This window comes from Bacteroides gallinarum DSM 18171 = JCM 13658 (assembly GCF_000374365.1).
GTDB classification, from domain to species: domain Bacteria; phylum Bacteroidota; class Bacteroidia; order Bacteroidales; family Bacteroidaceae; genus Bacteroides; species Bacteroides gallinarum.
The window spans coordinates 1-12,170 of the sequence record NZ_KB894189.1; the positions used below are offsets into that span (position 1 = coordinate 1).

Here is a 12,170-nt window from a genome sequence, read left to right on the forward strand (position 1 = left end):
CTGAGTGAAGCCTGCCAAGCTCACTCTCATTAAAACTTTTGCGGTATTTTTCCAGAACATCAAATTCTGTGAAGCCCAAAGTTGGGTGAATTTCGGAAATATTTTGTATCTTAGCCATATCTTAGTCGGGGAATTTCCCCCGTTTTGGCCTTCAAACCTTATTTGCGGGGGAATACCTAAAGATACAAAAAAGCCAGCTAATTCGCAATATTTTGTGTATGAATTAGTTGGCTGATTTTATATTATTTACTGAATGTCCCTATTTAAATGTTGCAGTATAACCCGCATGGTTACTGTTCTTAATCCGACCACGGGCAAGGAGGAGAAGCGACCGATAAACGAAGTTGCATCCTCTCACATGGCAAGAAGGACATTCATAGGCAATCTGTATAAAAAAGTCAAAGACCCTAACCTTGTCGGTGCGCTCTCCGGACATACCGAAGGAAGCAAGGCTTTTGCCAGATACCGTGAGATAGACGATGAAATAAAGAAAGAGGTGGTTTCTTTGATTGAATAACTCTAAAGCGTTCCTTTATTCGGCCAATATAGTTATGTTAATTTTATATCACGGCGTTAAATAAACAATCATGGTGCAAAAATTGTTGTATATTCAAATATATCAGCGTATATTTGCAACGCTCATCTACAAATAGAAGGAGTTTCGGGGCTCGGTTTATCTTGATATAAATCTGAGCCCTGCGTCTTTTATTCAATATTCGGTAAACGCTTCTTCATCTTCTTTTTTATACTTTTCTCCGCATATTCTTTGTTCAAGTAATAGGCTGTCAATAAATAATAAGAACTTTTTCTTTGGCATTCAAGAACTATCACATATTTCTCCTTCTTATTGTAAATATATGTTTTTGTGACATCGCAACGTTTTCTTTGGTCGCGCTCTGTTACACTAAAAACTTCTACATTTTCAGATACCAATTCTTGGATGTGATGATTTATCCAATGCAGCCGTTGAGAACGGTCTTTTTCAAAAACTCGTTTAGCTGGGAGTAGGTTGCCATTCTCATCTATTTCTTGTACTTCCTCGCAGGTAAGATGTGTAAATTGTCGCCCCATATCAGCTTCACCGTCCGACTTGATTGGATAGATTTGTTTTTCTCTAAACTTGAAATTTGGATTATCTTCTATATCTCTTTTATAGATTCTCATAAGAGACTCTTTGCGTTGATATTCATTTAAATGTAGAATCTCAAGTAACTCCGGATATTTCTTTAATAAATTGAAGGGCATAGTTATTATTTTAGCGAGATAAAGAATAGATTAAACTTTTTCTTAAATAATGGGGTTGTTTTATTTAATGAAATATTTGCATGTTCTTGTATTTTATCTACAATCTTTCTTTTGGCAATAACCTTACCTTCTACATCCCCTTTCTCAATTCGTAAATTATAATTTATGGCTCCCATCAATATATCTGCCAACTGTACAAAACTACTCTCATGAGAGCGTATAAATTGAAAATGCCTAATAGATGTGTTCCATTTTAAAATTTCCTGCAGTTTATGTAGTTTATTATGGCTACAGGTGTCTTTTATATCGAAAAACACATTGTATTCATTCTCCATGTCAGTCAGATGATGCAGAAGCTGATAGTACATTCTGAAATAGAAGTCATTGAAAGTATATTCAGGACGTGTTTCATCTATCTGAGATTTATCCACGATGACAACTCTAAACTTCATGTCTGTCATAAAAAAATAGTCAACGAGTTCATTATACATCGGATACGTTGCATCATGTACATTAGTCCATTTCAGCTCACCTTCGTAATTATGTTTTGCTTTAATGGCCTTAATTTGCTCCCTTGCCATTTTTATTTGTGGATATGCAATACTTACATACCCCAAAAGCATATAAGGATGACCGTCATTCTTTAGATGTGTACTTTCGTCACAATAAATATTAAATGTTTTACTCATACTCATTCTACTTTAATGTTTATATTCTTCCCGCAGTTCGGGCACGTGATAGAGGCTCCATCGCTTTTGGGCTTTTCAAATAGTTCAGTTATCGGGCAACCTATGGCATCCGCAATCCTTAAAAGAATTTCCGTAGATGGATTACCATTTACATGAGTGCTAAGAGTAAAACGGGAAATTCCCATTTTTTCAGCGACTTCATTAATTGATGTGCCATGTTCTTTGATGGCTTCTTTAATTCTTAGTTGCTCAATCATACTTCATAAGTTTTGTTTCTGCAAAGATACATTAATATTAAAGATGTGGTATTATCGTATCACTAATTAAAGTTAAATGATATATTATAATTACACCTTTATTTGTTTATGTGGTACGAAAATACCACCTTTGTGTCGTCAAAGTTAAACAATAAAGAACAACGATTATGAAACGCTACAACTTAAGTAAGATAATGAAAGCCGCCCACCAGATTAAGAAGTACATGAAACTGTATTCACTCACTCATGGAGTAAAGACTTGGGCAGACTGTCTTAAACTTGCTTGGTCTAACGAAAAGAAACGTGTAACTGATGAAGAGACAAGAACCGCAGAGAAAGAAGCCATGAGAGCCGCTTTAGTTGAACCTATCGAGCGCAGTTCTTATGATGATTTGTCAATCCCGGCATCTGCTTACTATAATCCGTATAGCTACGGGCGTTTCGGTTCTCATTATGTAGGTGATTAATTAAATATAGAATATCATGGAAGAAAACAAACAGCTCGTAAACAAGATATGTACCTCTATCGAGGAACTTGGCAATATAATAGCAGACAATGTAGCCGCATCACACCAGGACTATGAGAGGATGATTGCCGACCTGGATAACTCAATAGCTGAAATGAAGAAAAGATTAGGAAATGATTGCCGCGTAAACAGATAGTGTAAGATGCACGTTGAGGTTTCGACCAACGTTTCACGTTACGATGCCCCGCCAGCAATACGGCTGGCGGGCTGGCAAGAAAGGCATTACAAGCAGCCTCTATACACTTAGGGGCTGCTTTTTCTATAAATAACAAACCTTTTGCCAATTGTTTGTTCTGCACACGACATTTTTTAGGTCGCGCAATCGGTTAGTGGTAAATTCGCAGACAGAAATAATGCAGCCATCCTCACGGCTGAAAAAGTATAAACCCCGCCATCGGTAAGAAGTGAGGAACTTGCCTTTGGTGGGGTTCAATTTTTAAAACTGCGTAAAAGTATGAATAATATTCAGATTTTCCAAAATGAGCAGTTCGGGAAAGTAAGAATTGCTATGAATGAGAATGAAGAACCGTTGTTTTGCTTGGCAGATGTAGCTAAAGCACTTGGCTATTCAAATCCTGCTAAAGCTGTTATAGACCATTGTAAGGGGGGTTACTGTTTTGGAAACCCCCACCCAAAGTGGTGTACAAGCTATAAAGTATGGCAAAGAAAGTGAAGTTTATCGGTTGACAATGAAATCCAAATTACCGGATGCTGAAAAATTCCAAGATTGGGTTTGCGATGAAGTTTTGCCCTCAATCCGCAAGCATGGTACATACATGACGCAAGAAACGCTTAAAAAGGCTTTGACCTCACCCGATTTTCTAATTCAGCTTGCAACCAATCTAAAAGAAGAAAAGCAAAAACGTATCGAAGCCGAACAAAAAGCAGAAATTGCAGAACAGAAGATTCAAAAAGATGCACCTAAAGTTCTTTTGGCTGATGCCGTTTCAGCTTCTCAACGTTCTTGCTTGGTTGCTGAATTGGCAAAGATACTGCAACAAAATGGAGTAAATATCGGTCAAAACCGTTTGTTTAGCTGGATGCGTGAGAATGGTTATCTTTGCCAGAAGGGTGACTACTACAATCAGCCAACACAAAAGGCCGAAGAATATGATAATGCCAGCTTTAAAGTTCTGAATTTGACATCTAACAGTATGACAATAGAAGGAATGGAAGGCTCTACATATTATGCAAAAATGATATACAAAAAGTTAAATTAAGGAGGGTATCCTAATATAAGCATTTTGCCCCGTTCATGAGTCCGGGGCTTTTTTATAATTTTATTCATAGCGATACCCATTGGGTAGGGTATTAGGGTTATACTCTCCTTTTTCTACATATCGGGCAAGTTCTTCCGCCATTCTTATAGCTGTTGACGCTTCGGTATTTCCGGTTACTAAATTGCTGTTGATTACAATAGATACGAACTTCATTCTCTTCCTTTTCGAGAGGAAATTTTTAATTGAGGTTTTAATATTCATACTCGTTTAAAGACCAAGTTTTTCATAACTTCTATCTCATTCTTTCCTATTTCTGTCCTTAATTTTTATAAGTAGCTGATTTTCACCAATGGGCATTTTTGACCTATGGTTTTTATCAAGCCACATCTTTACCCAAGAACTTATCTACAAAGTAAATCTGCCCCTTGCCAGTCACTTTAGTAGTGGTAGTTACCAATACAGAGCCATCTGGCTTAGTGATTGATGTTTTCTTCAATTCAAAAAGTCCCAATTTCATAGCATTGGAGATGGGAGTTATTGTATTTCCGCTGATAGTAAATGTATATCCTTCACCTTCTTTTACCCATTTCTTTGAATATACACTCCAGTAATAAGTAACTTGATAATATTTGTTTCCATCCATTTTAAATATATCTATCTTGGCATCACTATAAGAAGATGGGTCTAACGGGTCACAGTCATAATCCCATTCGAAAGGGTCTGACGGGTCGTATTTATCATACCCTTCCGAATGTACAAGCCCCCAACTTCCCTCTATCAAAGCAGCGTCTATATCATCTTTGTCATCAGAACAAGCCGTAAATAATACCATTGGCAGTATTACCAGTAAAAATAAAGTCTTTTTCATATTTATAAATGCTTTAGTTAAATAATGTGCGGCAAAGTTAATTACTTCTTTAGATATATAATATATTTTATTCTACAATTGTTGCAATACATGTTATAAAACACAATGCAAAAGTTTCGCTCTTGCATTTCGTTTGCTGTTTGAAAACTAAAGATTATATAAGAATGACCGTCATTCTTTAGATGTGTACTGTATCTACAGCCTACGAGGTATGCAATCTGGAAATAATCTCCCCTGTATCTTTACTCAGCACCAAATGATATTTTTTATTTTCTCCAGCTTTGGTGATAGCCCTAACATCTATCGTTACATTATTTCCTTCTAAAGAATAGTCTGCTTTAATTAACCTTATTTCCTCTTCGGTGAATCCTGTCTCCCACGTTATATATTCATACTTAGACATGTCAGCACATACAACAGTATTTCCTACAGTGTATATCATGTTATTGGGAGAAAAAAGAATATAGTTATTTTTCTCTATATTTTCAACCCATATATCAATACCACTCCATGATATATCATCTGTGTAATTTAAATTTTCATCCAATATAGCCATGTCATTATAGCTTGTTTTTGGTGTAATATAAATAGCTATGTACTCTCCATACCAATTTATCATCCTTTCAGGGAAAAAACGATGGTTATGATAATCGTCACTGTCGAAATACACTTTCCGAACAACTTCCCCATTTTGTATTTTTAGTATAAACTTGTGTGGATGATAGGGTTTATCGTATAGACTTACAAATACATATAAATTATTATTCTTTCTAAAAGCATCTAATAGATAGCACCCATCAACAGTGTAATATTCTTTCTCTCCAAAACCCCTATCATGAACATAATCTTCTGCCTTGTCTTTAATGGTAAATATTACATTTTTCTCCGCATCTACGGCTTCTATATAGTAATATCCTTCAAAAACATATCCTCTCAGAGCCATGTCGTCTACTTGAATAAAACTGTCACTACTATGATTAGGTATCTCAGGCTCATTTATGATGTTTTCATCTGAGCCACAACCTATCAATAATAAAGATATTGCTACAAAAAAAAATAAACTTTTCATAACGGACTTATTTACCAGATTTACAGTCGCTTTTTTAGTGAATATATTACCATTTCCATATTATCATTATCGGTAGCAAGATTCGTTATCCAAATTTTATTCCACATACGAGAAAACAACTTTCTTTCTACATCTAAATAATCCTTGTTTTCAATTCTTCCATATCCAGAATTATCTAAACCGTAACAATTAGCACAGAAATTTATAAATTCTTTCAATTCGTCAGTTAAAATACTACTTCTTCCTATAAAGGAAACATTTAACTCGTTTTCTCCAACTTCTATTATCTTAAGTTCATAAAATACTCCGAGTTCCAACTCTTTTAACCTAAGTTTATAATGTCTAACCTCTTTCCCAGCAATATTTTCTTCTGAATGAGAATAAGTTGGGCTATATTGAAATAGGTTATTTATATCTATATGAAAGAAATCTGCAATATCATTTTTTACTTGTTCCTCTCTTTCTGGTTTACTTTTAAACATGTCAAGAAATCCCATAATATTAAATTAATTTGGTGTATTTATCTCCTTCTTGGCCTTTGCAATTCTATCACATTAAAAATTTGCCTGACTTCTGCTAAATCAATAACCCTATCAGGATACATATCATTTAGGGAATGTATTGTTATCGTATGATTTTCTACATTATGGTCAATAATCCTTTTGACTAATATTCCTTCTTCATGGACTATTACAAAATCCCACTTTCTAATGTGAAGTTTGTACTCTGCCCATAGATATGGAGCAATTTCCCGACAAAGAAGTTTATCTCCTTCAAGATAGCTTTCCTCAGTCCCATCGTTCATGCTATCACCTCTAACTTCAAAAGCCACATAATTCCCTTTAGCCTCATGGTCTATTATAAAAGGTATAGTAGGCAATGTAGCTATATATGCAGCATCTTGAAAACCACATAGATAACCAGCCTGCGCATATTGGTTTACTAGCGGTACATTTATGATATAGTTTCGGTTTAATGGTATAGCTTCTAAAATTTCTATATCTTTTATAGAATTAGTAATAGGCTCTCCTTTTTCGTAAAGAATCCAATCCATATTCCAATGCGGAAAGCTCTTTTTTATTTTTTCTATTGTAGGCTTTCTAAAAGAATCTCCGACCTTATCTAAATATCCATTACCTAAGCCCGATTTAGTATAAAATTGGTTAGGGTTAATACCTTCTTTTTCAATAAGATAAAACATTCTCTCCTTTAACGTCATATAGATATTTGATTTTTGATAGTTAGAAATTCTAGCTTATTAATATTTATTAACTAGAAGTACTATGCTAGATATAGAACTTCTAGTATATTTGCATCATAAATCAGTTAGAAATCTGATTAGTCAATTAACCAATGCAAATGTATTAGTTATGAATGATATAATCATAAAAAAAGCAAGAAAAAAACTAATTAAGAAGGTGGACGTAAAAAAAACTCTCCTTGCAATGGAACCTCTGACCTGTGTTGAATATACCATAAATGATATGCTTCCCGGGAATGTCAAAACGGCATCCACAGAATTGAAGAGCGATAAAGCCAAATCAAGGGGCGAATATGGTAAGTTTGAGTTCAAAGCTGTAAGCAAAACAAAATACGAAGTAACCAGACTAAAATAGGAGATAAAGCTATGGATATTCGGGAAATAATGAGAAGCAACTCTTCCAGCCAACAGCTTTTTATAGTTAGCGCACAGGACTTAAAGAGAGCTTTTTTAGAATGGAATGAGGAAGTGAAAGCAAATACCTTACCCGACTCGAATGACAAACTCATATCTCTCAAGGAAGCGGCAGAGATATTACATGTTCACCCGTGTACGCTGGATAGATGGGGTAAATCAGGCTATCTGCCCAAAATTAAGATTGGAAGAAAGGTTTACTACAGTCCAAAAGAAATTGACAACATAAAAGCCAATCATTAATCACTATACAATATGAAAACCTACGATTTAAACAGAGCCTCCCGGCTTGCGCTTCGGATAGCCTTAGTTATTGTGGTAATGGCGGGATGTATATACAGCGGCCATGTGGAATACAACGATGATGTGTTGTCCGGCATGAGTTCCGAGAAGTACGACTTCATCAGCAGCCGGATAAATGACAGTTCACGGTCGGCGGTAGTGTCGGAGTACATGAACAACAAGCAGTACTACGACAGCCTTGACTATTAGTAAAACTTTCCTCTTAGCTCATCCAGGCAGAGCATCGCTATGGCTATTATGAACCGGAAACATAGTTAGCGAAAGTCGCACGTTCGAATCGTGCGGAGGGAGCATTATATATCGTTCTTAGACTTATTGTGAAAGCAATTACGGTGTAATTCATAAACCGTTTTTGCCAACCAAAGATGTGGTAAACAAAGATTTATGCTGCATATTGTAGCATTTGATTAATTCTGACACATCCATATTTCTTAATTTTTAGTTTGGCGACACAAAATTAAGAAAATCCCCTGATAATGACGTGATGCCGCCAATCGAATTGGCTCAGGGGAGCAAAACTGTAAAAACAGATTAAGATGAATATAAGAGATGGATATTTTATCGATTCGATGGAAAATGCCCAACAGTCTATTGAAGAGAATACAGAAAGAAAGGCTGCACAAATACCTCTTGATTTGGATTCAGTGAATAAAAAATATTATATAACAGATGACGGAAATGTGTTTTTCTGCAAAATTATCAGTAATAGATGTTTTATTATTCCCAAACACCATGTTAAGCGGAAGTCGTCAGAACGATTTGTCAAATTGTCTATCGGTTCGAGAAAAGAGATACAAGTAACGGTAGCACAATGTATATATAACGCCTTCAAAGCTAAGAGATGGTTAGAGGTAAGGCCTAAATACAGAAATGGCAACAGCGACGATTATACATTATCTAACTTATATATACCATGTGAGGAGTCTGATATGATAGACATTAGTACAATGAATAATTGTACTACGTTGTATAAGAATTATTTTCGTAACATCTGTAAACATATATCTTATAAGTACGATTTACCGATGCAAGATTCAGAGGATATAGTTCAGGATGCTTTCATTTTTGTGGCTTGCAAAAGGGACAGCGGCGACATATTGGCTACATGGATATGGTACTCCAAGAAGAGAGCCATAGATTACCTATATCATATAAGACTTATTCCAGAACTTAGATTCGATATCTATTATCCTAATCCGGAATTTGAATTTCCCGTATTTCAGCTCTTAAAGGTAAAAAAGGATAGAGAGATATTGTCTATGCGTTGTAGAGGGTTTAACAATGCAGAAATAGCTAACGCGCTATCTATTAGCAAGGGGAATGTTGAAGCCAGGGTATCGCGAGCTATATCCTTGATTAAGAAAATACTAAAAATAGACATAGAATATTATGAGAAAAGATGAAGTACTTAGGTTGTTCGCAATAGAAGACTTAAAAGACCTTCCTGATGCGATAATGTGTATTCTTGAAGGAGATACCCAAAGACGTAATCTAATCTATCATGAGTTGATACGAATGAACGGTTGTGATATGTCACATGACTGGTTTCAAGAGTTATATGAAAATGAATTGTCGGAACGGAAGCAGAAAAAGCAGGATTTCACCCCCAATTCTCTCGGCATATTATGCTCGAAATTAACAAAGCAATCCGGGACGATTCATGAACCGACAGCCGGCAATGGTTCTATGATTATTGCGGATTGGTGGCAGCGTTGCTATAACTTGCTTCCTTGGGAACATTTTCCCTCCCAACACATGGTGACATGTTGGGAACTGTCATCTCGTTCCATTCCGATACTCTTGCTAAATCTTTCCATCCGTGGAATAATGGGGTATGTATATCATGGAGACGTGCTTGAAAACACTGTGAAGCAGAAATATATACTACTGAATGCCCAAGATGATACGCTCGAATTTTCGGATATAATAAAAGCTAATATTAATGATAAAATAGTGTGCGAACATGAAATTACAAGATGTATATAACGCTTGGCTACCTATGAAGGAAAAGCAGGTGAAGACTTCGACATTATCCATCTACAAGATGATATACACGAATGTGCTAAGTCCCGCCATGGGTAACGAGGATGTAGAAAATCTTAACAAAAAAACAATCATTCCATTTATTTATAACTTAATGGAAAACGAAGGGTTGTCATCAAAGTATTGCAATGACATTCTAATCGTTCTTAAGATGCTTATACATTATGCGTCCGAGGAATTCGAGATTAATGTACCGGATACCCGTTGGAAAATGGTTTGGCCTACTAAAGCTAAAACAGGCGTATCTAAAATAGAAAGGTACACAAATGCCGAATACAAGAGAATAGTAGATTATGCCATAGAAAACCCGTCACCTCGCAATCTTGGAATATTGCTTACTATCTGTACAGGCATGAGAATAGGCGAAGTATGTGCTTTGCAATGGCAAGATGTTGATTTAGACAACAAGATGATTCATGTAAACAAAACGCTTGAACGTATTTATGACCCTGATAGCAAAAAATCATGGATTGAAATAGGTACGCCTAAAACGACATCATCCGATAGATACGTACCAATAATGAAAAGTATTTTCCCGTTGGTGAAGAAGTTTAAATCCGTAAGTAACGAAGACTATTATGTATGTTCCTGCTCAAATAATTTCATCGAGCCCCGAACGTTGAGGAATTATTATAAGATTTTTATACTTGAGAAAGTAAAATTAGACCACTGTATAAAGTTTCATGGGCTAAGGCACACATTCGCCACAACTCTCATTGAGAATAAAGTGGATATAAAAACAACTTCGTCTATCCTGGGACATTCGGATGTCGGTACAACTCTTAATATATATGTTCACCCTTCCGACGAAGCTAAGAGGAATGCTATGAATGTAGGACTAAAAAGAATTTTTAGATAAAGCCTGTGAAGGTTCGCCTTAATGTAACGATTATGTCAAGTCCCGTCCACGTGTTGGTCGGGAACACGGCGAAATGGCGGAATGGTAGACGCAAGGATTAAAGAGGTTCACGATAAAAGGAATGCCACTATATGCAGAAAAGCATTCGCCTTAACCTCAACCTGCGAAGGTGCACGTGAGAATATAGATAATAGGTGAAATTCCTTCACGGCAATATCGAGTAAAATCGTCCCGGTTCGAGTCCGGGTGTCGCCACTACCTAATGTTGGTATTTGGTTCATTCACGAACCTTGTTTTCAGACATGGCAAGCCCCCGTTCGTGAGAATAGAGGCTTTCCTTCGGAGTTAGAACATGCGTTATTGCATTCCAGACTATAGATGAAGTATTTGTTTAGTCGCAGCCGGGCAGTCTGTGAAGATAGCCCGGTTTTTAGTTGAAACTCATTAATAACAATATAAATATGGAAAAGAAATTTACTCCTGAGAATATTCAGGAACTCAATGAAAACCAAATATTTGTTTTTGGTTCCAACATGAACGGCAATCATGCCGGTGGAGCTGCAAAATTGGCTGTAGACAAATTCGGCGCAGTCATGGGACAAGCAGAAGGAATACAAGGAAAATCCTATGCCATACCCACACTGGATAAGGACATGCAGAAAGTCTCGGAAAAAGAACTTATAGACTCTTTAGCCAATTTACGGCATTTTGCCAATGAGCATCCTGAAAAAGAATTTCTTCTTACCGCCATTGGGACGGGAATAGCGGGATTTGACACAAATTATATGGCATATATGGTTCTCAGAGCAAGCCTTCCAAGTAATGTTACTATCCCGAAAGAATTCAGCAAGATAAAAGGGTTCAAAGGCTTCAATCCTGATATGACTTGCAGGGATTTCAAATATGAGGAGGGAAAAGATTACGAAGAACCAGGTAAGATAAGCGTTTGCAGCAATGGTTTTCATTACTGCCTGCACCCCTTGGACGTATTCGGACATTATCCTCCAGCAAGCATCGACATGAACAAATTTCATGAAGTTGAAGGCAGTGGAGATATGCGCGTTGATACAGGCGATACAAAAATAGCTTGTTCAAAAATCCGCATTGGGGCAGAATTAAGCATTAAAAATATTGTAGATGCAGCCGTCAAGTTTACGTTCAGTAAATGTAAATGGACGAAAGAAAAAAATGCTACCGGCGACCGTGGTGCTGCATCGGCTACCGGCAACCGTGGTGCTGTATCGGCTACCGGCGACTGTGGTGCTGCATCGGCTACCGGCGACCGTGGTGCTGCATCGGCTTCCGGCAACCGTGGTGCTGCATCGGCTTCCGGCAACCGTGGTGCTGCATCGGCTTCCGGCAACCGTGGTGCTGCATCGGCTACCGGCGACTGTGGTGCTGCATCGGCTACCGGC

At 36.9% G+C, this 12,170-nt stretch carries 19 protein-coding genes and 1 pseudogene; 12 read left to right on the plus strand and 8 right to left on the minus strand.

Going from position 1 to position 12,170, the window contains the following annotated elements; genetic code table 11:
• Window positions 1-283: 283 nt before the first annotated feature.
• A pseudogene (locus C233_RS23905) lies at window positions 284-517 on the plus strand (recombinase); the annotation flags it as partial.
• A 188-nt stretch (window positions 518-705) separates the two neighbouring features.
• Here the strand turns inward: C233_RS23905 and C233_RS0121160 are convergent.
• The 3 genes from C233_RS0121160 to C233_RS0121170 are packed head-to-tail and all read right to left on the minus strand — an operon-like array spanning window position 706 to window position 2,191.
• Window positions 706-1,245 carry a hypothetical protein gene (locus tag C233_RS0121160; protein ID WP_018669492.1) on the minus strand — a complete coding sequence of 180 codons (540 nt, stop codon included), beginning with the start codon at window positions 1,243-1,245 and terminating at the stop codon, window positions 706-708.
• A 5-nt stretch (window positions 1,246-1,250) separates the two neighbouring features.
• Window positions 1,251-1,934: a DUF3800 domain-containing protein gene (locus C233_RS0121165; RefSeq protein ID WP_025069158.1), complete on the minus strand. Its 684-nt coding sequence runs from the start codon at window positions 1,932-1,934 to the stop codon at window positions 1,251-1,253.
• Window positions 1,935-1,936: 2 nt separating this feature from the next.
• On the minus strand, window positions 1,937-2,191 hold the full coding sequence (locus C233_RS0121170; RefSeq protein WP_018669494.1) for a helix-turn-helix domain-containing protein: 255 nt from the start codon (window positions 2,189-2,191) through the stop codon (window positions 1,937-1,939).
• 167 nt (window positions 2,192-2,358) lie between these two features.
• Between C233_RS0121170 and C233_RS0121175 the strand changes: the two genes are divergently transcribed.
• The 4 genes from C233_RS0121175 to C233_RS23345 all read left to right on the plus strand — a co-directional run bounded on the left by C233_RS0121175 (window position 2,359) and on the right by C233_RS23345 (window position 3,938).
• Window positions 2,359-2,658, plus strand: coding sequence for a hypothetical protein (locus C233_RS0121175; RefSeq protein ID WP_018669495.1), 300 nt, complete (start codon window positions 2,359-2,361; stop codon window positions 2,656-2,658).
• Between the two features lie 16 nt (window positions 2,659-2,674).
• On the plus strand, window positions 2,675-2,854 hold the full coding sequence (locus C233_RS23095) for a hypothetical protein (protein ID WP_018669496.1): 180 nt from the start codon (window positions 2,675-2,677) through the stop codon (window positions 2,852-2,854).
• Window positions 2,855-3,172: 318 nt separating this feature from the next.
• Entirely contained in the window at window positions 3,173-3,391 is a 219-nt protein-coding gene (locus C233_RS24330; RefSeq protein ID WP_034778461.1) for a BRO family protein, read from the plus strand.
• 16 nt (window positions 3,392-3,407) lie between these two features.
• A complete protein-coding gene (locus C233_RS23345) occupies window positions 3,408-3,938 on the plus strand; it encodes a phage antirepressor KilAC domain-containing protein (protein WP_051089664.1) in 531 nt (176 codons plus the stop codon).
• A 60-nt stretch (window positions 3,939-3,998) separates the two neighbouring features.
• Here C233_RS23345 and C233_RS0121190 read toward each other — a convergent pair whose 3' ends face one another.
• The 5 genes from C233_RS0121190 to C233_RS0121210 all read right to left on the minus strand — a co-directional run bounded on the left by C233_RS0121190 (window position 3,999) and on the right by C233_RS0121210 (window position 7,094).
• Window positions 3,999-4,199 carry a hypothetical protein gene (locus tag C233_RS0121190; RefSeq protein ID WP_018669498.1) on the minus strand — a complete coding sequence of 67 codons (201 nt, stop codon included), beginning with the start codon at window positions 4,197-4,199 and terminating at the stop codon, window positions 3,999-4,001.
• A gap of 115 nt (window positions 4,200-4,314) precedes the next feature.
• Complete coding sequence (locus C233_RS24945) at window positions 4,315-4,806, minus strand: phage antirepressor KilAC domain-containing protein (protein WP_018669499.1); 492 nt, start codon at window positions 4,804-4,806, stop codon at window positions 4,315-4,317.
• 202 nt (window positions 4,807-5,008) lie between these two features.
• Window positions 5,009-5,875: a hypothetical protein gene (locus C233_RS0121200; protein WP_018669500.1), complete on the minus strand. Its 867-nt coding sequence runs from the start codon at window positions 5,873-5,875 to the stop codon at window positions 5,009-5,011.
• A gap of 20 nt (window positions 5,876-5,895) precedes the next feature.
• The gene (locus C233_RS0121205) at window positions 5,896-6,372 is read right to left on the minus strand and encodes a hypothetical protein (protein WP_018669501.1); all 477 of its coding nucleotides are present in this window, start codon (window positions 6,370-6,372) and stop codon (window positions 5,896-5,898) included.
• A gap of 23 nt (window positions 6,373-6,395) precedes the next feature.
• The gene (locus C233_RS0121210; RefSeq protein WP_018669502.1) at window positions 6,396-7,094 is read right to left on the minus strand and encodes a S24 family peptidase; all 699 of its coding nucleotides are present in this window, start codon (window positions 7,092-7,094) and stop codon (window positions 6,396-6,398) included.
• Window positions 7,095-7,158: 64 nt separating this feature from the next.
• Between C233_RS0121210 and C233_RS0121215 the strand changes: the two genes are divergently transcribed.
• The 7 genes from C233_RS0121215 to C233_RS23350 all read left to right on the plus strand — a co-directional run.
• Window positions 7,159-7,491, plus strand: a complete 333-nt coding sequence (locus tag C233_RS0121215; protein WP_018669503.1) for a hypothetical protein — start codon at window positions 7,159-7,161, stop codon at window positions 7,489-7,491.
• A gap of 11 nt (window positions 7,492-7,502) precedes the next feature.
• Window positions 7,503-7,793: a helix-turn-helix domain-containing protein gene (locus C233_RS23115; RefSeq protein ID WP_018669504.1), complete on the plus strand. Its 291-nt coding sequence runs from the start codon at window positions 7,503-7,505 to the stop codon at window positions 7,791-7,793.
• A gap of 12 nt (window positions 7,794-7,805) precedes the next feature.
• On the plus strand, window positions 7,806-8,042 hold the full coding sequence (locus C233_RS0121225; RefSeq protein ID WP_018669505.1) for a hypothetical protein: 237 nt from the start codon (window positions 7,806-7,808) through the stop codon (window positions 8,040-8,042).
• Between the two features lie 347 nt (window positions 8,043-8,389).
• Entirely contained in the window at window positions 8,390-9,256 is an 867-nt protein-coding gene (locus C233_RS0121230; protein ID WP_018669506.1) for an RNA polymerase sigma factor, read from the plus strand.
• Window positions 9,243-9,839: a DNA methyltransferase family protein gene (locus C233_RS0121235; protein WP_018669507.1), complete on the plus strand. Its 597-nt coding sequence runs from the start codon at window positions 9,243-9,245 to the stop codon at window positions 9,837-9,839. Before C233_RS0121230 ends, C233_RS0121235 begins: the two co-directional genes overlap by 14 nt.
• Window positions 9,817-10,755: a tyrosine-type recombinase/integrase gene (locus C233_RS0121240; protein ID WP_018669508.1), complete on the plus strand. Its 939-nt coding sequence runs from the start codon at window positions 9,817-9,819 to the stop codon at window positions 10,753-10,755. The genes C233_RS0121235 and C233_RS0121240 overlap by 23 nt, the downstream gene beginning before the upstream one ends.
• A gap of 461 nt (window positions 10,756-11,216) precedes the next feature.
• Window positions 11,217-12,170 (plus strand): A1S_2505 family phage non-structural protein (locus tag C233_RS23350; RefSeq protein ID WP_018669509.1); only part of this gene is annotated, 954 nt, incomplete at its 3' end.